33 protein-coding genes are annotated in these 21,244 nt (G+C 69.0%); 29 read left to right on the top strand and 4 right to left on the bottom strand.

The window, feature by feature from the left end; translation table 11 throughout:
• The first annotated feature begins 544 nt into the window (after positions 1-544).
• The 29 genes from ACG83_RS24640 to ACG83_RS24770 all read left to right on the top strand — a co-directional run bounded on the left by ACG83_RS24640 (position 545) and on the right by ACG83_RS24770 (position 16,711).
• A complete protein-coding gene (locus ACG83_RS24640; RefSeq protein WP_054568658.1) occupies positions 545-1,378 on the top strand; it encodes a hypothetical protein in 834 nt (277 codons plus the stop codon).
• A gap of 742 nt (positions 1,379-2,120) precedes the next feature.
• Positions 2,121-2,333 carry a hypothetical protein gene (locus ACG83_RS44500; protein WP_134351612.1) on the top strand — a complete coding sequence of 71 codons (213 nt, stop codon included), beginning with the start codon at positions 2,121-2,123 and terminating at the stop codon, positions 2,331-2,333.
• A gap of 93 nt (positions 2,334-2,426) precedes the next feature.
• Positions 2,427-2,861 (top strand): hypothetical protein, encoded by a 435-nt coding sequence (locus ACG83_RS24645; RefSeq protein WP_054568659.1) that lies wholly within the window; start codon positions 2,427-2,429, stop codon positions 2,859-2,861.
• Between the two features lie 42 nt (positions 2,862-2,903).
• Entirely contained in the window at positions 2,904-3,140 is a 237-nt protein-coding gene (locus tag ACG83_RS24650) for a hypothetical protein (protein WP_054568660.1), read from the top strand.
• 27 nt (positions 3,141-3,167) lie between these two features.
• The gene (locus ACG83_RS24655; RefSeq protein ID WP_054568661.1) at positions 3,168-3,638 is read left to right on the top strand and encodes a hypothetical protein; all 471 of its coding nucleotides are present in this window, start codon (positions 3,168-3,170) and stop codon (positions 3,636-3,638) included.
• A 95-nt stretch (positions 3,639-3,733) separates the two neighbouring features.
• Entirely contained in the window at positions 3,734-4,510 is a 777-nt protein-coding gene (locus ACG83_RS24660) for a hypothetical protein (RefSeq protein ID WP_054568662.1), read from the top strand.
• A gap of 87 nt (positions 4,511-4,597) precedes the next feature.
• Entirely contained in the window at positions 4,598-4,966 is a 369-nt protein-coding gene (locus ACG83_RS24665) for a hypothetical protein (protein ID WP_054568663.1), read from the top strand.
• Positions 4,967-5,015: 49 nt separating this feature from the next.
• Entirely contained in the window at positions 5,016-5,354 is a 339-nt protein-coding gene (locus ACG83_RS24670; RefSeq protein ID WP_054568664.1) for a hypothetical protein, read from the top strand.
• Between the two features lie 93 nt (positions 5,355-5,447).
• Entirely contained in the window at positions 5,448-5,819 is a 372-nt protein-coding gene (locus ACG83_RS24675) for a hypothetical protein (RefSeq protein ID WP_054568665.1), read from the top strand.
• Between the two features lie 46 nt (positions 5,820-5,865).
• Complete coding sequence (locus tag ACG83_RS44505) at positions 5,866-6,222, top strand: hypothetical protein (RefSeq protein ID WP_054568666.1); 357 nt, start codon at positions 5,866-5,868, stop codon at positions 6,220-6,222.
• A gap of 4 nt (positions 6,223-6,226) precedes the next feature.
• Complete coding sequence (locus ACG83_RS24685) at positions 6,227-6,640, top strand: hypothetical protein (RefSeq protein ID WP_054568667.1); 414 nt, start codon at positions 6,227-6,229, stop codon at positions 6,638-6,640.
• A 2-nt stretch (positions 6,641-6,642) separates the two neighbouring features.
• The gene (locus ACG83_RS24690; RefSeq protein ID WP_054568668.1) at positions 6,643-7,092 is read left to right on the top strand and encodes a hypothetical protein; all 450 of its coding nucleotides are present in this window, start codon (positions 6,643-6,645) and stop codon (positions 7,090-7,092) included.
• Between the two features lie 32 nt (positions 7,093-7,124).
• Positions 7,125-7,397: a hypothetical protein gene (locus tag ACG83_RS24695; protein ID WP_235498160.1), complete on the top strand. Its 273-nt coding sequence runs from the start codon at positions 7,125-7,127 to the stop codon at positions 7,395-7,397.
• Between the two features lie 111 nt (positions 7,398-7,508).
• Positions 7,509-7,736, top strand: a complete 228-nt coding sequence (locus ACG83_RS24700; RefSeq protein WP_054568670.1) for a hypothetical protein — start codon at positions 7,509-7,511, stop codon at positions 7,734-7,736.
• Between the two features lie 222 nt (positions 7,737-7,958).
• The gene (locus ACG83_RS24705; RefSeq protein WP_054568671.1) at positions 7,959-8,492 is read left to right on the top strand and encodes a hypothetical protein; all 534 of its coding nucleotides are present in this window, start codon (positions 7,959-7,961) and stop codon (positions 8,490-8,492) included.
• A 42-nt stretch (positions 8,493-8,534) separates the two neighbouring features.
• The gene (locus ACG83_RS24710) at positions 8,535-8,975 is read left to right on the top strand and encodes a hypothetical protein (RefSeq protein ID WP_054568672.1); all 441 of its coding nucleotides are present in this window, start codon (positions 8,535-8,537) and stop codon (positions 8,973-8,975) included.
• Positions 8,975-9,409, top strand: a complete 435-nt coding sequence (locus ACG83_RS24715) for a hypothetical protein (RefSeq protein WP_054568673.1) — start codon at positions 8,975-8,977, stop codon at positions 9,407-9,409. The genes ACG83_RS24710 and ACG83_RS24715 overlap by 1 nt, the downstream gene beginning before the upstream one ends.
• Before the next feature lie 189 nt (positions 9,410-9,598).
• Positions 9,599-10,489, top strand: coding sequence for an ArdC family protein (locus tag ACG83_RS24720; RefSeq protein WP_063793204.1), 891 nt, complete (start codon positions 9,599-9,601; stop codon positions 10,487-10,489).
• A gap of 1 nt (position 10,490) precedes the next feature.
• Positions 10,491-10,817 carry a hypothetical protein gene (locus ACG83_RS24725; protein WP_054568674.1) on the top strand — a complete coding sequence of 109 codons (327 nt, stop codon included), beginning with the start codon at positions 10,491-10,493 and terminating at the stop codon, positions 10,815-10,817.
• Positions 10,814-10,972 (top strand): hypothetical protein, encoded by a 159-nt coding sequence (locus tag ACG83_RS45495; protein WP_161934791.1) that lies wholly within the window; start codon positions 10,814-10,816, stop codon positions 10,970-10,972. The genes ACG83_RS24725 and ACG83_RS45495 overlap by 4 nt, the downstream gene beginning before the upstream one ends.
• Positions 10,973-11,086: 114 nt before the next feature.
• Positions 11,087-11,347: a hypothetical protein gene (locus ACG83_RS24730; protein WP_054568675.1), complete on the top strand. Its 261-nt coding sequence runs from the start codon at positions 11,087-11,089 to the stop codon at positions 11,345-11,347.
• An 89-nt stretch (positions 11,348-11,436) separates the two neighbouring features.
• The gene (locus tag ACG83_RS24735; protein ID WP_054568676.1) at positions 11,437-12,348 is read left to right on the top strand and encodes an N-6 DNA methylase; all 912 of its coding nucleotides are present in this window, start codon (positions 11,437-11,439) and stop codon (positions 12,346-12,348) included.
• Positions 12,349-12,395: 47 nt separating this feature from the next.
• Positions 12,396-12,806: a hypothetical protein gene (locus ACG83_RS44510; protein ID WP_054568677.1), complete on the top strand. Its 411-nt coding sequence runs from the start codon at positions 12,396-12,398 to the stop codon at positions 12,804-12,806.
• Positions 12,807-12,863: 57 nt separating this feature from the next.
• Entirely contained in the window at positions 12,864-13,280 is a 417-nt protein-coding gene (locus ACG83_RS24745; protein WP_063793205.1) for a hypothetical protein, read from the top strand.
• A 17-nt stretch (positions 13,281-13,297) separates the two neighbouring features.
• Positions 13,298-13,618 (top strand): hypothetical protein, encoded by a 321-nt coding sequence (locus ACG83_RS45500; RefSeq protein WP_054568678.1) that lies wholly within the window; start codon positions 13,298-13,300, stop codon positions 13,616-13,618.
• 68 nt (positions 13,619-13,686) lie between these two features.
• The gene (locus ACG83_RS24755) at positions 13,687-14,175 is read left to right on the top strand and encodes a DUF3846 domain-containing protein (RefSeq protein ID WP_054568679.1); all 489 of its coding nucleotides are present in this window, start codon (positions 13,687-13,689) and stop codon (positions 14,173-14,175) included.
• A gap of 390 nt (positions 14,176-14,565) precedes the next feature.
• A complete protein-coding gene (locus ACG83_RS24760) occupies positions 14,566-15,081 on the top strand; it encodes a transcriptional regulator (protein ID WP_054568680.1) in 516 nt (171 codons plus the stop codon).
• A 519-nt stretch (positions 15,082-15,600) separates the two neighbouring features.
• The gene (locus tag ACG83_RS24765) at positions 15,601-16,161 is read left to right on the top strand and encodes a hypothetical protein (protein ID WP_054568681.1); all 561 of its coding nucleotides are present in this window, start codon (positions 15,601-15,603) and stop codon (positions 16,159-16,161) included.
• A 67-nt stretch (positions 16,162-16,228) separates the two neighbouring features.
• Positions 16,229-16,711 carry a hypothetical protein gene (locus tag ACG83_RS24770; protein ID WP_054568682.1) on the top strand — a complete coding sequence of 161 codons (483 nt, stop codon included), beginning with the start codon at positions 16,229-16,231 and terminating at the stop codon, positions 16,709-16,711.
• A 322-nt stretch (positions 16,712-17,033) separates the two neighbouring features.
• Here ACG83_RS24770 and ACG83_RS24775 read toward each other — a convergent pair whose 3' ends face one another.
• Genes ACG83_RS24775 through ltrA form a run of 4 tightly spaced genes read right to left on the bottom strand, consistent with a single transcriptional unit; the run spans position 17,034 to position 21,044 of the window.
• Positions 17,034-17,942 carry a bifunctional lysozyme/C40 family peptidase gene (locus ACG83_RS24775; protein ID WP_054568683.1) on the bottom strand — a complete coding sequence of 303 codons (909 nt, stop codon included), beginning with the start codon at positions 17,940-17,942 and terminating at the stop codon, positions 17,034-17,036.
• 57 nt (positions 17,943-17,999) lie between these two features.
• Positions 18,000-19,016: a replication-relaxation family protein gene (locus ACG83_RS24780; RefSeq protein WP_054568684.1), complete on the bottom strand. Its 1,017-nt coding sequence runs from the start codon at positions 19,014-19,016 to the stop codon at positions 18,000-18,002.
• 16 nt (positions 19,017-19,032) lie between these two features.
• Positions 19,033-19,596 carry a type IV secretory system conjugative DNA transfer family protein gene (locus tag ACG83_RS24785; protein ID WP_235498161.1) on the bottom strand — a complete coding sequence of 188 codons (564 nt, stop codon included), beginning with the start codon at positions 19,594-19,596 and terminating at the stop codon, positions 19,033-19,035.
• 11 nt (positions 19,597-19,607) lie between these two features.
• On the bottom strand, positions 19,608-21,044 hold the full coding sequence (gene ltrA, locus ACG83_RS24790; RefSeq protein WP_054568686.1) for a group II intron reverse transcriptase/maturase: 1,437 nt from the start codon (positions 21,042-21,044) through the stop codon (positions 19,608-19,610).
• Positions 21,045-21,244 lie beyond the last annotated feature (200 nt).

Below are 21,244 nucleotides of genomic sequence, written 5' to 3' on the forward strand. Positions count from 1 at the left end.
ACCCAGCCGGCGGGCACACCCCCCTCGGAGAGCGCAGCGTTACTGCCAGGACACGGCCTGTGCGATGCCCCAACCACGGCCCCAACCACGGCCCCAACCGCGTACCCGCTTAGTGGGTACACGGTCGAGCTGCATCAACGCAGGTCGGAAGCCCGCTGGGTGTACCCAAGTGGGCCAAGACTGGGCTGCGAGGCAACGAGCTGAAAATCGGCGTGGCTGGCGGGACCGGTCTGGTGGACACGGGTGCGTGGTGGCGGCTGGCCGTTTCTGGGTCTGGTCTGCGGGCCGCCCTTTCTCGTGGCTTGGCGTGTTTTCTTTGTTTTTGCCTTTCGCTTTTGTATTTCGCTCTTCACTTTCCCTTCGCTTTTCCGTTGATGTCGCCGTCGGCAATCCGGCGATTCTGGCCCCGAAATCCCACATAAAGAATCTTGAATTGATGGACGAATGGGGGTTGAATTCGGACGTGCATAGGCGGAGAATTAGGTATCGGCACCGGGTGAGGGAGAACCCCCCGGAAACCAACCCCCTGTAAGGAAGGTCTGTCATGGGCAATCCTGTTTTCACGTCGGACACGCCGTCCGCGCTTCCTGGCTCGCGCGTCCAGCCGGACGACATGGCGTTGGTCACCGACAGTGACTGGCAGGACATCCGGACCATCGCGCGGAAGTACTGCCGCACGGTGAACTTCACCCGGTCGCGCAAGCGCATGGACGGTAACACCACCATCGCGGGCGGACCGTTCGGCAAGTACGGCACGGCAGACATCAGCGACGACGTCACCCAAGACGCGGTACTCCTGTTCGCTCAGAACCTCGCGAAGATCAGCAGCCGGTTTCAGCCTGCCTCCCTGTCCGTCGCGACACGCACGCCTGATTCCTGGCTCTACGTGACGGGTAAGGGTCGGGAGTTCGTCGCGGACCGAAAAATGATCATGGGGTGGGCGGTCAAGGACGCTGCCGCGCGCAACGGCTTCCGGACGGACGATGAGCCAGACGAAATCGACGCGACGCCGGGTGAGCAGTACATGCGGGGGGTGGCACACGCGGAGTTCGTCGCCACGGGAAGCTACCTCGCCAGCATCAGCGACGTGGTGTGGGGTTCGGCCTACGGGGACGGTCGGGACTTCCCCGTGATCGATCGCGTTCTAGCGGAAGGTAGCAAGGCGGACGACATCGGACGGGCCGGAGTGCTCTCCCACGTGGCACAGCAGCTCTACGGCGGACAGTACGGGTCCCGCCGTGCCGTCCGCCGTGCCCGTGACGCTGCCCTAGCCGAACTCCGGGAACTCACACAGCGGCTGGACGAAACGCGCGAGATGCTCGCCTACAGCGCCACGCGGCGCGACAAGCGGCGTACGGGAGCGCTTCCCGACGACTGAGCCACCTAGCCGAAAGGGGCACCGGGCGCACCTAGCCCGGTGCCCCTTTCGGCTTTTTAGAGCGCTTTTCGGCTGGACGGTCGGAGCGTTCCCGACGTCGTATCAAGGTGAGGGACTTCCGCACCCTGGTGCGCACGCCAGAACGCTTTTCGGCTGGACGGTCGGAGCGTTCCCGACGTCGTATCAAGGTGAGGGACTTCCGCACCCTGGTGCGCACGCCAGAACGCTTTTCGGCTGGACGGTCGGAGCGTTCCCGACGTCGTATCAAGGTGAGGGACTTCCGCACCCTGGTGCGCACGCCAGAACGCTTTTCGGCTGGACGGTCGGAGCGTTCCCGACGTCGTATCAAGGTGAGGGACTTCCGCACCCTGGTGCGCACGCCAGAACGCTTTTCGGCTGGACGGTCGGAGCGTTCCCGACGTCGTATCAAGGTGAGGGACTTCCGCACCCTGGTGCGCACGCCAGAACGCTTTTCGGCTGGACGGTCGGAGCGTTCCCGACGTCGTATCAAGGTGAGGGACTTCCGCACCCTGGTGCGCACGCCAGAACGCTTTTCGGCTGGACGGTCGGAGCGTTCCCGACGTCGTATCAAGGTGAGGGACTTCCGCACCCTGGTGCGCACGCCAGAACGCTTTTCGGCTGGACGGTCGGAGCGTTCCCGACGTCGTATCAAGGTGAGGGAATATCCCGCCCCAAAAGCTCAACCGTTAGCGGTATTCGTCGGTCTGATCGGAGGGTCTCCATGGGTCGTCTCGGCACGAACCTCGCGTCTAACCTGTCGGCGCGGGGTGGGCGTCACCACTTGGCGGTGGCCGCGTTGCTCTGCCTTCTGGAGCTGCTGCTGCTCGTGTCCGTTGAGGTCCTACTCATCCACATCCTGATGGCGGTGGCGATTTTCGGGCGGGACGTGGTCGACGCGTTCCTGCGCGACGGCAAGCACAAGACCTCGGAATGACCGGCGACGGACAGGAGGCACACCCGCTGGGCCGGTGTGCCTCCTGTCCGTGCCGTGCGGTTACGACCGCATCGGCAGAAAGGGGCAAGACCTGTGTCTGTCCGTGACACCGTCTCGCCGGACTTCCTGACGCGTTTCCAGTTGGGGGTCTGGCGTGAGCTGATCAGAACGGCGGTCGTCGAGTGGGCGCCGGATCAGACCACGAACCTCTACGGCAGCGGATTCGACGGAACCGAGATCGAGTTCCTCGACGGCGAGCCCATGGAGGACATCCGCGAATTCCTGATCTTCGGGATCGGTGACCTGTTCGGTCTCGCATGCCGTCTGGGCGACAAGGTGCCGACGCCGGAGGAACTGGGCGCCGAGTACGTGCTGTCCAGGCAGGGCGCTGGAGCGGGTCTGTGGGACTGCGGTTTCGGCGCGGAAGGTGACCGGCTACACGAGCTGGCCCGCTCCATGGGCGACATCGAGCTTCAGGTGGCCGGTCGGGCCGACGACTGCGACAGCTGGACGGTCGACGTGCTCTGAGCACGCCCGGCCCGGCCGGAGCAAACCAGAAGGGAATGAAAGGTGATCGTCTATGTGGCTCCGGGTGAGACCCGGAGCGTGGTGCTGCCGTACTCGGAGGTCTGCATGTACCTGCGGGTCGCGGGCCGCCGGATGCGCTGCGAGATCCAGGCACCGGAAGGCCGGTCGCCCGCGGTGCAGCTGCTCGACGACGACGGCCGGCCGTTCAGCTCCCCGATCACGCTCGGAGAGGCCGGTTTCCACCGCGACGACCAGGGACGGATCTACACCGAATCCTGACCCGGCCTGAAGGAGGCGGAAGGGACGATGTTCTCGGTGCAGGTCGACGGCCGGACCGTCGACACCGTGGACGACGACCACGAAAGCGTCACCGTCGAGATCGGCGGCGACGGCACGACCTACCGGTGCTCCAGCTGCGGCGACGCGTTGTCCGAATCCTCGGACGGCCGCTGGCTGGGGGAATCAAGCGGCGCGGACTGCCCGGACGCCGACTCCAACGACGCGGAGACGGGCGGGGGGCATGTGCCGGAGGCGGTGCCGCTGAGCTGGTGCAACCACGCCGGCGTCACGGCGGACGAGTCCGAGGACTCGGTAACCGTCCACATCTCCGTCGGGGACCCGCGCGGCGCGTTCACGTTCACGGTGCGCCGCGTACCCGACGACGCCGACAGCGTGATCGCGGGCCGGCTGCTGCTGCACGTGCCCTACCCGGACGCCCCCTGCGGGCACCGGCCACTCACGCCGCTACACGACGGCACCTACCTCATCGGCAGCTGACCTTCACCGCGCCGGCCCCGGATCGATCGGTCCGGGGCCGGCGTCAGCCTGCCCGCCCGCTGTGACCGGGCGGATGTCACGGAAGGAGTGACGCCGTGAACGTTGAGACGCACATCGACTACCACGAGTTGTCGGTTGACGCGCGGGACACGGTCACCGAGATCCTGAACAGGATCAGGGTGGCCGACGCGCCCACGCTGGCGACCGTGCTGCGCATGACCGACCGGCCGGGCGGCTACGACGCGGACACCAGCCTGTATGTGGCCGACGCCCTGACGAAGATCGACCGGGAGGATGTGGCGCCCGGAACCATGGACGGTCCGGCCTACCTGGATGACACCGACGGATTGCGGGAGCTGGAGAAGCTCGGCTACCTCACGGTGCACGATCTCGCCTACGAGACGTCCAGTTCCAGCTACCTCGACGAGGGCCGCAGCCTGACCGCGATCCGGGTACTGCGGCCGTTCCACACCGTCGGGGTGGTCTACCGGTGGCGGCGTGCTCTGGTCGGCCCGGCCGACGAGTGGGACATCGTCACCCGACCGGGGGTGGTCTGGCCCGGCGTGTACGTCCACGGCGCGGTCGGGGACTACCGGTCGCGTGACGTCGGGTTGGTGTGCGCCGGACCGCCGGAGCTGGACACGGACGCGCTGATCTACGCGATCCGTGAGGACTCCGACGTGTTCACCTGCCACGCCGTGTGCGACAGCTGCGGCGCCGACTGGTACGCCACCGACGGTTCGTGGACCTTCCACGCCAACCAGGCCCACGCCGACTTCGACTTCGACGACGCGCGTCGCCACGCCGCCAACACAGTGTTGTGCCCGGAGCCGCTGTGCGTGTCCGGCCGGGTCAGCTTCACCGTCGGCTGACAGCGCCGACGTCCCCGTTCGTCGCGGGCCGGGTTACCGGCCCGCGCATGTCCCCGACCCATCCGCTGAAGAAAGGCAGGGCGCCGCATGCCCGAGAACATTCCGACCCCGACTCTTCAAAGCGCGACCGACTTCGTGCTCTCCCACGCGACCGAGGACGACCTGACCCGGCTGTCCACCTCGATCACGCAACGGCGGGCCGCGTTGGCCTCGATCCGGACCGCCACACTGACCACCGGCACCACTGTCAAGATCGCGAACGTCCGACCGAAGTACCTCAACGGACTGACGGGCAGCATCACCCAGATCGACGGCAAGCACGCGACCATCACCCTTGACACCGACTCGACCGAACGGCTACGCGGCACCTCTCAGACCCGCTATTTCATCCCGCTCGACGCCACCACCTATGACGTACGCGGCATCCCCCTGTCCTGCTGCCTGCCCACCGGCTGACCGGCTGGCCGGCTGGTAGGTCCATGGTCCTCACGTTTGGGGACACACCATGACACCCGCTGCAACCATGCACGTCACCATCAGCGGCGTCTACAGCGAGTACGAGGTCCCGGCCACCGACGAGCGGTGGAACGGCTGGGCGGTTCCCGGTTTCACCGCCAGCCAGGTCCGCCAGTTGGCGGCCGAGACCGCCGCGCTGGCCGCGACCGTACCCGCCGACGAGATCGACACGATCACGATCAGCGACGACGGCACCGTCGTGGTCCACAGCGGTCAGGGGGCCTCCACGGCCGTGGTCGAACCCGCTCCGGACGGCCTGTACTACATCGGCGCCTACGAATGGGCCTGGGAGATCGTCGGCCCGCCTCTCGCGCATCCGCGTTCCTGATCGGTGCCGGCCGGTCCGCACGCGAGACGGCCGCCGCGCCGCGCAGGGCACGGCCCATCAGCCACGCAGCCCTTCTCCTTGCCGGAGCCGCCCATGACCGCGCCCACCGCCGGCCCGACCCGGGTCGGTGTCCACATCGCCGAAGACATCGACTACTACGCCTCACCGCTCGGTGATCCGGAGATCGTCGCCGAGGAACGCCGTCACTTCGCTGACGGAACCTGGACGGCCTATCTGCTGTGCACCGTTGTCGAGTGCCCGCACTGCGGCCACCACTACACCACCGACGCGCTCGCCGGTGTGGTCGTCGAGACGACGTCGCTGGTCGACGCGATCGTCTGGGCCGACGACCCCAGCCTCGCGGACGCCGACGACTACCTGCACGAACAGATCCGCGACCTGATCGACACGGAGCAGGCGAACCCCACCCCACCGACGGAATGGGTGCCCCTGCCCGTCCCCTGAACCGTCCGCCGCCCCCGTGCGGCTCACTCTCCGAAGCGACGTACTCATGGATGACCTTGACAGCGCGATCGTGGCGGCCGATCACGACTACCGGCAGACCGCGTTCGCGCATGCCCAGACCACCGACCGGCTCGTCTTCCTGCTTGCGACCCGCATCGCCCGCAACGTCCGCGACGTCGCTGCCTTCCGGGGTGCAACCGGGGTCGGCGTCGATGGTGATCATCAGCTGGACATGGTGTGCACCCTGACCGACGTTCTCGCCGAACGCAACGGCGACCCCGGCTTCGAGCAGGTCGCCGCACAGATCCGCGGCGACCTGCTCCGCATCGCCGAGACCGGCCATTTCCACGCCGACAACCGGCTTCTCCAGCTCCCACACACCCCGTCCACCCGAGGGAGGTAGGCCCGTGCTGATCGACCCGTCTCTGCTCCCGACCGCCGACGAGGCCGACCTCAACGCGGCCCTGTCCGCGATCAACACCGAACTCCTGCGACGGATCACCGCCGACGACGGGCTCGCCGCGCTGGTCCGCCAGACCTGGCCGACCGCCGTGGCCGTGCTGTGCGACGTCGTCTGGGGCGACTACCCGACCGCCTCCGCCGACGGCGTCCTGCTCGCCGACGACACCACGATCGACGTCGACGAGCACAACGCCCCGAACGACTGGGGCGAGATCTCTGACAGAGTCGCGGACCTCGCCGCCGTCGATGGCGCCATCGCCGAGGACTACGAACACGGCCACCTGATCCGCTTCGACACACCACCCGCAGCCACAACGGAACCCGTGGTCACCATGGGCTCCGGCACGGCGCGGAGCTGACGATGAGTCGCCCACCCGGGCGCCGCGCGGCCCGCCCCGACGAGCTACGGCGACGGCCGGTCAACCGGGGCGGCCCACCGACCGACGACGACCGGCTCGACGCTTCCGCGCTGCTGGCACCGCTGACCGGCGGCCACGGCGAGCGGCTCGACGCGCTACGCGCCGCCGGGATCGGTGACCACACGATGCCCGGCTACGACCCCGACCGGGTCCTGCGCGTCCTGGTCGCGTTACGCGACCGGCTCACCGACGACATCGACACCTGGGCCTACTCCCACGTCTCGCGTGCCGGGGTCGAGCAGCACTGGCGGGAGATCCTGCACCGCGGCGATTGCGCCCGCTGCACCCGCTCCTGCCACAGCTGCGCCGTCTGGGCTGACGCACTCGGCCTCGAACGGGTCGACGACGACGGCCGGCCCGTCTGGCACCCACGGCCCACCGCGGCCCCCTGACATCCAGCAGCACCGGGGTTCCGGATGCCTCCATGAAGGGACCAACGACAATGGCACCTGAATTTCCCCTGCCCGCACGGTTTTTCGGTGGCCCCGTGGTCGCCGGCGTCTACATTCCTCGCGCGGGAATCTATATGCCGCTGTGGGCGGTGGTCGCCGAAAGCGCCCGGCCGGGTGAGTTCCACGTCGGGCTGCTGCACAACGACCAGGAAGGCTTCGACGGCTTGTACGACATTCCCGGCAGGGAGCAAGCCCTCGACCGGATGCGCGAGAAAGCCGATATCTGGCGCAAGGCCCGCCGGTAGCCGCGCCGCTCCCGAGCCCGGCAACGGCCACGATACCGCCATTCGCCGTCCCGGGTGGGCGCGGAGGCTTTGCGGCCATGATGGGCTCCCCTGTTCACGAAAGGCCCGACCATGTTTCGCACCGTTCACAGAACCATCCTGCCCGGTTTTCGCAACTACGGCTATGAAGTTCGCCAGGGTGGCGAGGCCATCGAGACCGGGGAGATCGTCAACACCGGTAATCTGGCCACTGTCCGTCCGACTGACGGCCAACGTCGCCCGCCGATCCTGTGGTACCACACGGAGCGGGAGGCACTTCAAGCGCTCGCGCGAGAGCGGAACGCCATCTACGTCGGCTGATCGCGTCCACCACCGCGACGCCCACGCCCGCCGCCCACAGCGGCAGGTGGCGCGACATCGCCCCGCCTGCCGGCAGTCCGGGGTCTCTTTAGCGTAAACCTGAACGGAATTTCCTCATGCCGTGTGGGCCGCTGATGCCGCGCGCCGCCGGTTCCCTGACACGGCTTTCAGCTGCCTTCTTTCCGGGAAACCTTCCCGAATCTTTGCGAGAAAGGACTGGTAGTGGGCCATGCCCTTGAACTCCCAGACCTGATGCGTTCGCTGCCCATCGACCAGCGACGGGGACTGCCAATCCCGGCATCCACGGCACGCTTCCCTGACGGGACGCCGAAATTCTCCCTCGTCGATGGCCGTGAGGCCCTGCGTCTCGCCGCCGAGGACCTCTGCGGGATCTGCGGGAATCCGCTGGACCCGTTCGTCGCGTTTCTCGGCGAATCGAAGCCTGTGGCCGCGCAGGTCTATCACGATCCTCCGATGCATGAATCGTGTGCCGAGGCATCGACCAGATTGTGTCCGCATCTCGCGCGCCGCGACATGCGCCGGAAAGCCGGTCGCCTTTCCGCCGACGTGCTGCCGGTAGACGGCGCCGAGGAGAGGCCGGACCGGTGGGTGATGTGGATCTGCCGAGGTTTCACCGCGTACGTCGTCGACGGAATGCCGCTGTTCCGACCGGAACCCTACCAGCGGCTGCGCACCTTCACCTACGGCCATGACGGCCGCCTGCACGAAACGCCCGACACGTCTCCGCACCCCTGATCCGAGGGGTGGCGGGACGACGACGAGAAAGGAGCACTGACCATGAGTCTCATCACCGAACGCGAACCGACGCTGCTGGTCAACGACGCTGACCGGCGGCTGACCTACCGGTGGGTCGTGCGGCGAGTCGACGAGGACATCGACCCGGCGACGCTGGTCGTCAATCTGAAGATCCGCCACCACGGGCCGAGTAAGGAGTTCTACGCCGAACTGCGCAACGAGACCGAGACCGACCGGGGCATCGGGATCGAGAAGTTCGGTTGGAACGATCCGGTGTGGCACCGCCGCAAGCCCGTGGCCCGCTATTCCCGCAAGGGCCTGCGGGCGTTCGCGGAGGCGACGCTCGCCGCGCTGCGCCAGGCCGACGCTGCCGGCGAACCGCTGCACGTGGATCTGGTCGACACGCCGCCCGCCGCCGACCCCAGCGATACATCCCCGCCGGCTGCCGCCCCGGTCGACGGCCTGTCCCACGGAGCTCAGTGATGCGCGCCGACAACGCGAGGCGTGGTTGGACGCGGCTGGGCCGTGGCGTGGCGACCGCGCTGGCCCGGCGGTCCGAGACGCCCTACGCACGTGCCCAGCGGCGGCGTGAGCGGGTCCGCGACACGTTCCTGACCGCCCGCGACGAGTGGCGGCTGCTGCTGGAGATCCTGATCGAAGGCGAGACCCGCGCGGTGTGCCCGGCTGCCACCGAGCTGGAGGTCGAGACCTACACCGACGAGCTGGGCGAGCCACGCGGCCGGCTGATCAGCATCTTCACCGACGGGGGCAGCGCCGACAAGGACGAAGAGGCGGTCACGGAACGGATCTCCGAACTGCTGGACGAGTGGTCCATCGTCGCGGACCCCGACACCACCGAGATCGCCTTCACCCTGGCGGTCGACGTCCACGGCAGCACCAGCGACGACCGCTCCTGAGTCGTCGCCACACACACCGCACGGGCTTTTTTCCCCGGCCGCCCCGTCCCGATGGGCGGCCGGGGCATCGCCATGCCCGCATTCCGGCGAATCACCGCTATCGCCGCACGAACAGCTCTCCGCCTGCGCGGGCGACCCTCACCGGCTGCCCGCGCATCGAGCGGGCAACCACAAAGGAGGTGTAGCGAGGTGACGCGGCAGAACGTGTACGAGATCGTCACCGACACCGTCATCAACGCTCTGGAGAACGGCACGGTCCCGTGGCATCAGCCATGGAACGTCGAGGTCGGCGTGCCCCTGTCGCTCGCGACGGGCAAGCCGTACCGGGGCGTCAACCCCTTCCTGCTGGGCCTGACCGCGCTCACGAACGGATACCGCTCGCCGTGGTGGGGCACCCTCAAGAAGATCAACGAGCGGGGCGGGACTGTCCGCAAGGGCGAGCACTCCACCCTGGTCGTCTTCTGGAAGTCCTACCTCCACAAGGCGACGGCCGACGACGAGAAGGACGAGCGTCGCTTCCTGCTGCGCTACTACCGGGTGTTCAACGCCGACCAGGCGGACTGGGACGAGGGCAAGGAACCCACCTACGCCGCCCTGAACCGGCCGGACGTCGAACGCATCGCCACGGCGGAGGCCATCGCCGACGGCTACCAGGACAGCCCCTCGATCCGGACCGGTGAGGCGGCCTACTACGAGTCCGGGGCCGTCGACCGAGTAACGATGCCACCGATCGACGCGTTCGACTCCGCCGAGGAGTACTACGCGACCCTGTTCCACGAACTCACCCATTCCACCGGCCACGAGAACCGTCTCGACCGGGACGGGGTGCGCACCGGTTCGTTCGGCAGGTTCGGCGACCCGGTCTACTCGAAAGAGGAACTGGTCGCCGAGATGGGCGCGGCCCTGCTGTGCGCCATCGCCGGAATCGACCAGAAAGCGCTTGTCGAGAACAGCGCCGCCTACCTGCGTTCCTGGCTCGGCGTACTGCGTGAGGACACCAAGCTGGTCGTCCAGGCCGCAGCGCAGGCCCAGCACGCCGCCGACCACATCCTCGGTGTCAGCTTCGGCGAGGACGGCTGACATGCGGACCGTCGACCGGCACACCGGCATCGCGATCGACCTGCCCGACCGGTTTCCGACCGGCTGGACTGTCGTCGACCACGGCGAGGGGTTCGAGGTTCTGCGCAAGACCAGCCCGACCGTCACTGTGGAGATCAACTTCACGGTGGGGTCGGGCGGTGAGGAGACCGATGGCGAGGACCACGACCCAGCCGATATCGGCATCTGGTTCTTCCTGATCACCGATGGCGGCCGGCGCATCCCCGAAGCCCGGTCCGAGGGCTGGGACACGGACCTGTCCGACCTGCTCACCTACACCGAACGGATGATCTTCGGGGAGGTTCGGTGAGCACCGCGGCGCTGTGCGGCCGGCTGGCCGACGATCCGGTCGCCGTCCAGCGCGGCGCTGCTGCCGTCCCCGTCATGGTCTTTCCCGTTCCACGGGTCAACGGCCGGTCCGAGGACCTCGGCGCGCCGCTGTCCGCCGTGCCATCCGCCCGGTAACCCGCCGGGTCGACGCATCGCCGGACGAGCGGACGCGTGGCCAGCCCGATTCCCGGGGCGCGCCGTCGCGTCGCGGCGCCACGCCGCGTCTGCCTCTCACCGGGAGGTTCTCCTATGTCTCGCATCATCGCGCCCCGCTTCGAGCTGGAACTGTGGCCCGGCGCGGACGGCCTCTACATCGCCGTCGACCTGCTCAAGCCCTCCCTACGGCTGCTGCTGCCGATCGAAGGCCCCTACTCGGCCGAGTACGCCGACCTCCGGCTGCGGACCCTCGTGCCACGTGAGGTCGCCGAAACGCTGCTGACGCTGGCGGGCGCGGCGATGACCACCGGCCGGGCCGCCCCGATCCATCACCTCACCCGCCGCCCCACCTGACCGCACCTCATCTCCCTACGAGCGCCCCCGCCACGCCCCTGGTGACGGGGGCGCTCACGTGCTTTTCCGCCCTGTGAAAGGAGATCGCGATGGGCGCATCGTCACGGCCCGTCCGGGCACCCGGTCCGGCCCGCCCACGGCCCACCACGCCGGCCGGCGCACTCGCGCAGGCCCATCGGATCGCCGAGGCCGTCGACCAGGCATGGCACACCACCGCGACCAGCGACCGGACAGAGATCCCGCTGTCGGTCGTCGCGGCCCTCGCGCTGCGCACCCCCGATGACGCCGACGAACGTGCCTGGGTCGTCGCCCAGCTGACCGGCACCGACGACAACGGGCTGCTCGGGTTTCTGCGCGCGACCTGGCAGATGTTCGCCCGCGTCCGCCCCGATCTGTTCCCCCGGGTCGCGCTGCTGGCCGCGCCGTGGTTCACCGACCCCGCCCCCGACCCCGATCTGCTGCGCGCCGTGCGCCGCGTCGTGGACGCGGCGCTGCGAGCCGGGCTGCACGAGCTGCTCGGCGCGGCCCGCTACGACGTCGACCTGTTCGGCCCGCTGCTGATGGTTCTACGGACCCGCGGCGCCCGCGCGGCACGCGGCCAGTACTACACCCCGCCCGACCTGGCCGACCTGCTGGCCCGGCTCGGCGGCACGCTGCCGCAGGCGGGCGAGCTGGTATGGGAGCCCACCGCTGGAACCGGCGGGCTGCTGCGCGCCGCTGCGCAGGCGATCCGCGACGCCGGCGGCGATCCGCGCACCATCCGCTGGGTCGCGGTCGACCGCGACGAGCTCGCGCTCGCCGCCCTCGCCACCAATGTGATCATCTGGGATCTCGGACCGCAGGTTCTGATCGGCCACGGCGACGTCCTGGCCGACGACTGGCAGGCCCGCGCCCTCGGCGAGCGCGCGGAAGCTCTCGCGCTCGCCCGCGACGTCCACCAGGCCGCACGTGCGCTCACCCTGCTCCGCCACCTCGATCGAACAGACAGCGACCTGCCATGACCTCATCCGGGCCGCCACGCCCGGAATCCCACGATTGGACCCTTCCGATGTCCTCGGAGCCGCTCGTGTCGGTCCACCGTCCCCAGGCCGACACCATCCATATGACCGTCCGGCCGGGTGCGGACGGCGCCACGATCGGCACCGCCCTCGCCGACCTGCCCGACGGCGCCTTCTACGTCGACCACCACGGCGACCCCACCCACGTCACCCTGATCTTCCGCGTGCCCCCGACCGTGGCGGTCGCGCCCGCTGGCTGGACCCCGAGCGTGAACGGCCACCGGCCCGCCGTCGACGACGCCGCGCAGGCCGTCCACACCGTCACCGCCGGGCTCCTGCTCGGCGCCTACGACCGCGACATTCTGCGCCCGCCGCTGGACCGCACGCGGCCCACCGTGCTCACCGTCGTGCGCCTCGTCCGCGTCCGGGCCGACGCCCTGAGCCGACGCACCCGCCACTGACCGGCCCATCCCGAAGCCGCACACCGCCCCCTCACCGTGCCTTCCCCGGAGGTCGTCATGCCCGACATGTCTGTCAGCTTCGGCACCGTCGAGGTGTTCGAAGCGCTCCCGCCGCACCCGATGGCCAGCTGGGAACCCGGCAACGTCCACCTCCCGCTGCGGATCAGTATCTGCCTCGACGAGGCCGGAAACCTACTGATCCACATCGACACCGCCGTGACCCTCGACCACGCCGAGGACGCCCCGCCGTTCGTGATCTACGTCGATGACGACCACATCTACGGCGACCTGACCGGGGTCGACCGGTCCGACTGCGCCAACCCCACCCACGGCCACCCCGTCCCCTGCCGCGTCGCCGCGGGAGGAACCGCCCCGCCCCACGACGGTCACGCGCAGCCCGAGGCATCGCGTGACCGTCAGGAACCCACGGCGGCGAACGCGACCGAGCGGCCTGACATCACCGGCGCACCCTGATCATCCGAAGGCCACCGATGTCCACCCAGCCCGCACCGCCGTGCCCTGGATGCGACGCGCTTCCGGGCCGGCGCCACCACCCCGACTGCGACATCGCCCGCTGCCACCAGACCGGGCTGCAACGCGCCGGCTGCGACCAGCCGCATGACCACGGCGATGACCCATGGACCGGCACCTACCCCGGTGAGACCGAATGCCGGGCGTTCGACTGGATGATGCCCGCCCCGTTCCAGGAGTTTCCCGACCTCAACCGCCTTCACCGCGAAGCCGTCTGGGACCCCCACACCCGCCAGTGGACCCGACCCTCCACACCTACCAACCCCAGCGACCAGCACTGAGACCCTCCGAGCACACGGGACAGGGCAGCGGTCGCCTTCCCGGAAAGCACCCGACAATGATCAAAATAGTGCTGGTGCCAGCGGACCCGCTGGAGCCGATCCGCCTGATCGACCATGACGAAACCAGCCTGCGCGCCGCGCAGGCCCTCGTGGGCGGACCGATCGAACCGATCGACCTCACCCGCCCCGCCGCGACGCTCTACGTCAACGAGAACGGCAAGATCGATGGGCTGCCGCGCAACGGCCGTGCCACCCTGCTGGCCTGGGTCCATGCCCCGCAGCTACGCGGCCAGGATGTGATCGTCGGGGACGCCTACCTGGCCGGCCCGGAACGCCGGGGTTTCGACACCGACACCCCCGCCGATCTTCTCGCGGTCCTGACCGGCACCGCCGTGCAGGTGCAGATGCGGTCGCGCCGCCGTCGCAGATGGACGACGCTCCCGGGCACCGTGGGCACTGTCTACGACGAGCCGTTCGACGCCTACGCCACCGCCCTGCTCGCCCTCGATGACCCGGAGATCCTCGACGTCCGGGTCATCCCCACCGGCCAGACCTGAACCACGACGACCCAGGACGAAGCTCCAGGCCGGGTGGCGGCACCGTCAGCGACTCCGCCTGACGGTCGTACTCGCTGAACGTCCGTGTCGCTGATCTGTAGGCCGAGCTGCTGGCTAGCTCGCGTCGCCTGGCCGGGCCCGTCCTCGGCCCGCCCGGGGACGCCGGCCCGAGCGCACCTGTCGGGATTCGGCGCAGCCGCAGCCCGGCAGGCCCCGTGAGCTGCCGCTCGGCCCGCTCCGCTGGTCCCGGTCGGGGCCAACTCCTGATCGCTCGCCGCGCGGCTCGTGTCGCACACAACCCGCCTCGGACCCGACCCCACGGGGGAACCGCGACTCGATCGCCGCTCCCCGCGCCGGGCCGTTCCCAACCGCTCATCCACCGGAGGAAGCATGACCACGACCAGCGAGAACCGCGCCTACGCCCGCGAGGTGGGCGCCCGACTACGCGCCATCCGCACCCAGCAGGGCCGTTCCCTCCAGCAGGTCGAAACCCTCTCCCTCGGCCGGTGGAAGACCGCGGCGGTCGGCTCCTACGAACGCGGCGACCGCATGGTGAGTATCGAGAACCTCGCCGCCCTCGCCGCGTTCTACGGCGTCCCCGTGGCCGAGCTCCTGCCCAGCGCACGACCCGACCCGCTCCTGCCGCGCACCGCCCGCGTCGTGCTCAACTTGCCCGCCCTGGCCAGGGTGCCCACTGAGGACACCGGGGCGCTACGCCGCTGGGTCGCCGAGATCCAGCGGGAACGCGGCGACTACGCGGGCCGGGTCCTCTCGATCCGCGAAGGAGATCTACGCACCCTCGCCATCCTCTACGACCGCACCCCCGACGAGCTGATCGACATGCTTCGGCAGTGGAATGCGCTCGGCCCCACCAGTGACCTCGGGACCGCCTCGGACACCGCCTGATCCACCCACGCCGGCAAGGTCATCAGGCTGGCCGGCGACGGCGCGAGAATGTGCCCGACGACTTCCAGTGCCGCCACGAACCGGCGGATCGTCGGGCATCCCCGGCCGGGCCGGACGCGCGAGGTTCCCCGCCGCGCGCCCGCCACGGCCATCCCAGGGACCGCGAGGCCGCCCAGGTGGGGTATGCGTCCGTGAGGACCTACTTCCCATCCAAATCTTGCTCCCAGGAAAGAGAGGTGCTTGCTATGCGTGAATTCATCGCCCGCCACGACGGCGGGCGTCTGAAGGATCGGTTCGGTGATGAAGGTCGACGACGGCTGGGACGTCATTGACCTCGGACACGACACCCGATGACCACCACGACACCATCAGAAGCCCGTGGCACACAGATCGGGTCCGGTCAGGCCGCGCGGGTAGCGGCTGACGCCCCCTGTCGAGGACAGGCCGCCACCCGTCGGACCAGACTGGGACCATCCGGTTCCTGCCACGACATCCGACCTGACCGAAGAGGACGCCTCGGTGAACATCGAGTCCCACATCCTGCTGGACACGACCATCGGCGAACTCCAGGATGCTCTCCGGGCCGGCGACCAGCCTGCCCTCGCGGTCCTGGAAGGCCAGCCCACCCGCGAGCACCGCTTCGCCGACTACCTGCGCGACCCCGCCAAGGCCGTCGCCTACGAGCGGCAGCTGGCCCGCGAGGTCGCCGGCATCGACCTCGAACGGCTGATCCTCGCTGTGCCGATGATCGTCACACCACATCCGCTCGTCGGGGAGGACTCGGTAGCCCTGCGCTCGCCCTACACTGGCCCGCTGCGCGACGACCTCGACGAATACGACGTGATCGCCTATACGATCTTCGACGTCGAGGAGGGCGTCACCACCGGGACGGCGCTCTACACCCGCAACCCCGACGGCACCTACACCTTCGGCCTCGACGGCGACGAGAAGTTCACTGTGACCGTCCCGATCGACCCGTCACGGAGGTTTCCCGGGATGGCGCTGCTGCGCGAGATCCTCGACGAGACCCTGCACCTGCGCGCCGGCCTGCGCCGAGACGGCGGCCCCGAACCGCGCTGAGACGGCCCCGTCCCGCAGCCCGCTCCCAGGCCGCCAGCCCCTCCCCCAGACCCGAAGGACACCCGGCATGAACGACGACACCTGGACGCTGGTCACCGACGTCGTCGGCCGTGTCCAACGCGCGATCGGCCTCAAAGAGGCACCCGCGATCGTCATCCTCGACGGCGACCGCCGCCAGATCCTGTCCGACTACGACTACCTGCGTGATCAGGACGCCACCGTCGCGTTCGAGCACAAGGCCGCCGAGCACGCCCGCACCCTGAACCTGCGCCGGTTCGCCTTCGCCGTCCCCCAGGTCGTCATCAAGACCGAGCCCGGCATCTTCAGCGCCAGGGCGGTCTCCAACCATCCGCTGCGCCCCGGCGAGCACGAGGCCATCGCGTGGACCGCCTACGACACCGTCGACGGCGCCGACTTCGGCTTCGCGCCCTACACCCGCCGACCGAACGGCCGGCCCGTCTTCGACGAGCCGGAGATCTTCGACGTGCCGATGCGGGCCGACGACCGCATGCCCGGCGTCCGCCTCCTGCGCCAGCTCACCGACAGCTGAGCACACCGCCCACCGGCTGACACAGGCCCGCGCCACGAAGGGCTTCGGTCACCGATTCCTCAGCGCGCGTGACGTCCTGGCAGCAGCAACCGTGGGCCGACGCCGTCCCGGCCGGGTCGATCGCGATACCAGGACCAGGGCATGAGTAGCGTCCGGCCCCGGAGCCGAGCCAGCAGGTCTGTCAAGGGGACCCGGATGCGCCCGGCCGGATGGGTTCGCTGCGGGGGCAGGCGCGAGCCTCTTCCCATCCGCTTGTCCCATAGGGTGAATAAAGGGCCTCATTGGACGATGGCACTCATGTCCGATGAAAACTTACAAATCCTCACTTTCCTGGACGTGTCGCCCCGAAATAGTCGTCTCCTGGCCATCTGTAGGGGGCGACGTGCACCAGCTGGTCCTGCCCCGGAGCGCTGATCATCTGCCCGTTGCCGATGTAGATCGCGACGTGGTGGATGTTGGTGGCGGTGCCGTAGTAGACGAGGTCGCCGATCTGGAGTGGTTGGCCGGGCGGGACCACAGGTCCCGCTTCGTACTGGGTCTGGGCGGTGCGGGGTAGGTCGATGCCGGCGGCCTTGTAGGCGGCGCGGGTCAGGCCGGAGCAGTCCCAGCCGCCTTCGGCCGGGCCGTCGCCGCCCCACAGGTAGGGGAGGCCGATCTGTCCCTGGGCGTAGAGGACGGCGGCGTAGCCGGCGTCGGACGGGGCGGTGTCGGCGGCGAAGCCGCTGGTGGAGCTGTACTGGGTGGCTTGGGTGACGACCTGGGCTACGTAAATGTCCGAATGGTTGTACGTCCACAGGGCGCCCGTGAGGTCGGTGGCGACGTGGTTGTCGCAGAGGTAGAACGCGGCGGCATAGATGGCGTCCTGGCGGTTGTAGCGCGAGGGCGGGTTCGCGCCGCCGGCCGGGAGCGGGTGGCGGGCGACGACCTCGGCGAACGTCGGGGCGAGGAACTGCATGTCGCCCGCGGCCCCGGCGCTGTTGGTGCCGCTGACCACGCCCGGCAGCCTGCTGCGACCATGATCAGATTCCACTTTGCCGATGGCGGCGAGAGTTGTCCAGGACAGGCCGGGGCAGGTCGCGGCGGCCTGCATGTAGAGGTTGAGGTAGTCGGCGGGGATGTCGTCGAGCGCGGTCTGGCTGGGGCTGCCACCGCTGGAGCAGCCGAGGAACCAGCCGACGACTGGTAGGCACAGGACACGTTCGGCCATCTGCGCGGCGGCAGCGCCCATCATCACGATGAGCAGGACGACTGTGGCGACGGCGGCGGCGAGGTACTTGGTCGTGGCCGCTCACCCCCTGCTGCCAGGTGGGGGCATCGGTGCGGGCGGACGCAGTCCCGGCCCCGCCGGGGTGCCGCCGGTCCGGCCGTCGACGGGGTCGGGGGGTCGGAGCCGGGGCCAGGCGGAGGTGAGCTGGTCGAGGGGAAGCCGGGTGCCGCGGCTCTGGGCCAGTGGTAGCCAGCGGGCAAGGGTGGGATCGAGCTGGGCGTCGGTGGGGGCGAGGGTGGCGGCGGTGGTGGCGACGGGGACCATGTCGGGCTGGTCGAGCCCGGTCAGCGCTGTGGCGAGTGCGCGGCGGGCGTGGGTCTCGCGCTGGGGGGTGGGGAACCAGAACAGCACCGGTGTGCTGATCCTCGTCGCCGCGGCGAGCCGCCCGTAGTCGCTGATCTTGAGGGCGAGTCGTCCCAGCGGCTCGGTGGCCCAGTCGAGTTCGAGGAACCATTCGATCTCTCCCCGGGCGGATGTCCAGCGGCCGTAGGCGTCGGGGCGGACGATGTCCCCGAACGACCGCAGGCAGCGGCTCTCCGACCACCAGGCGGTCAGCGTGCCGGGTGGGGTGGGTTGGCGGGCGTGGGCGATCAGGGCGGTGAAGAAGCCATTGACGGCGACGGTGTGCGCCAGACGCAGGGAGTGGGCGATGGCCATCGCACGGGTGTGGCGGTAGCCGGTGTCCTTGATTTCGATGCTGTCTTCGGCGGCGAGGACGCTGGCGCCGGCGATGTCACAGACGTAGTGGGCCGGGGGTTGTCCCTGGCCGACGGGGACGAGGGGTTGGAATCGATCGAGGACCCGCCACTGGTAAAGCTCCCGCAGCCGGCGGTTCGCGGCCCGTCGGCTGGGCCAGCCGGCCTCGACGATCTGGTGGGTGGTCAACACCCGGTGCTCGTGGGCCAGTCGGGCGATCCACCGGTCACGGGGGGAGAGGTGACGGGCGAGATAGGTGACCAGCGCGGCGTCGGCGACGACCCGGCCGGGCGCCCGGGGCGGGATACGCAGGGCACGCTGGGGATGCGGATAGGCGACCATGAGGGCTCCGAGGTGGTCAGCGGGCGGATCGGCGGGGGTCCGCCTGCGGCTGCGGGGCCGTCGGGTCCGGCGGCGTCGGTGTGAGGGTGGGCGCGCGGCGGCGCAGCTCGCGGCGGATCTGCGCGGCCCGGCCGGGCACCGGGGCGGGGAGCTTCTCGGTGCGCAACGTGAACGCCGGTGCCTCTTCGCCGGCGACGACGAGGCGGGTGGCGGCGTGGAAGCGGCCGAGGTTGGCCAGGTCGTGCTCGGACAGGCGAGGCTCGACGTGGCGGACGAGTCGTTTCGCGTCGAGTGGCGACATCGTGAAGTAGAGCTTGCTGCGGGCGTTCGCGGCGATGCTCTCTTCCAGGTGCCGGGGCAGCTGGGCGAGGTTCTGATGCGCTAGGGTGATCCCGAGTCGGTAGCCACGGGCGGCGGCGAGCATGTCTTCCAACGCGTACGGAAGCGTGAGGAAGTTGTGGTGAAAGTCGACTCGCGGCGCCCTGCCGGTGTCTCCACCGGTGGGATTCCGCGAGCCGCTTCCCGAACCGGACATGCGCATCTCTACGCATCCGGCTCTCCGCAGGTCCCGCTCGGGCACGATGGCGCTCCTCACTGCTCGACCGACCATGGCGTGGGGATGACCTTTCCTCGGTACCGGTAGGTGGTCGTGCGTACCTCGCCGGGGTTGAAGAGGGTTATCCCGTTGCTGCTGGGCCACCAGCCGCCGTCGCAGTAGCGGCGGCGGAGTTCCTTCCAGTTGTTCTTGGGGTGCTTCCTCCGGATCCATTCCCAGACGTGCTTCCAGACGAAAGCGCGCAGGTACTGGAACGTTTTCGAGGACACCCCTGGTTGGAAGTAGGTGCACCAGCCCCGCAGTGCCTGGTTGAGGCCAGGCAGCAGGTCGGCCAGGTCTTGGTTCGTGGTCTGCCCGCACAACGCCTTCACCTTCATGGTGATATTGGCGAGAGATTTCTTCGCCGGGTAGGTGTAGACGAAACGCCGATCCGTCGTCCCCTTCTTCAGGTGGCGTTGGATGCGCCACCCCAGGAAGTCCAGACCCTCGTCGATATGGGTGATCAGGGTCTTGCCCTCGGACAGGCGTAGGCCCATCGTGGACAGAACCCCGGCGATCTCCTCACGCAGGGTTTCCGCATGGTCGCGGTCACCTGCCACCATCAGGCACCAGTCATCGGCGTAACGAACCAGCCGGAAGTTCGGCAGGCCCTGCCGGCGACGCTTGGCCCGAAAATGCGGACTGGTCGACGGGCCACCCGGTGCGTGGGCGATGAAATCGTCCAGCACCGACAGGGCCACGTTACTCAGCAACGGTGAGAGGATCGCCCCCTGCGGGGCACCGGCATCGGTCTTGCGGAGCTGGCGTTCCTGCGTGAGAATGCCAGCTTTCAAGAACGCCTTCACCAGGTTCAGGACACGTCTGTCTCCGACACGTCGACGCACCCGACCCATCAGGGCCGTGTGGTCGATCTCGTCGAAGCACGCCTTGATGTCTCCCTCGACGACCCAGTCGAACGTGCGACGGCCGGACGTGAGGAAAACGATCTCGGCGACGGCGTCCCTGGCCTGGCGGTTCGGACGGAACCCGTAGGAACACGGGCGGAAATCCGCCTCGAAGATCGGCTCCAACACCAGCTTCAGCGACGCCTGGACCACCCGGTCGGCGACGGTCGGGATCCCCAGCCGGCGTAGCTGCCCGCCGGCTTTCGGGATCATCCGTTCCGCCACCGGCAACGGGGTGAACGAGCGGTCCTTCAACGAGCCGCGAAGCTCGTCGAGGAACTGCTCGACACCGTCCGTCACCTGGATCGACCGCGCGGTGCGGCCGTCCACGCCGGCGGTCCTGGCGCCCTTGTTGCCCCGCACCCGATCCCAAGCCACCAAAAGGAAAGCCGGGTCGGTGACGAGATTGAACAGATCATCGAACCTTTGGTGAGGATCGCTGGTCGCCCAGCGGTGCAGCTTGGTCTGGATCCCCAGTACCCGACGGCGCGCCCGCATGAGCGCTTCCGTCGATGCGTCGGTATTCACCGGCGTACCCTCCTGGCATTCCCGTTCTTCGGCTGCTTGACTTGCTGGACCCCTTCGCCATGTACGCGGCTTTCCCGCGCTCGGACTACTACGGGTCCTCCGCCCCATCGCGTGGCCGTCAGACGACAACGGTCCTGCCCTTCACCGGGACGATCTCCCGGCGGGTAGGGCGGCCACGGATGGTTCCCACGTTCACTGCA

Origin of the sequence: Frankia sp. R43, from assembly GCF_001306465.1 — a bacterium.
In the GTDB taxonomy this organism is placed as follows: Bacteria; Actinomycetota; Actinomycetes; order Frankiales; family Frankiaceae; genus Parafrankia; species Parafrankia irregularis.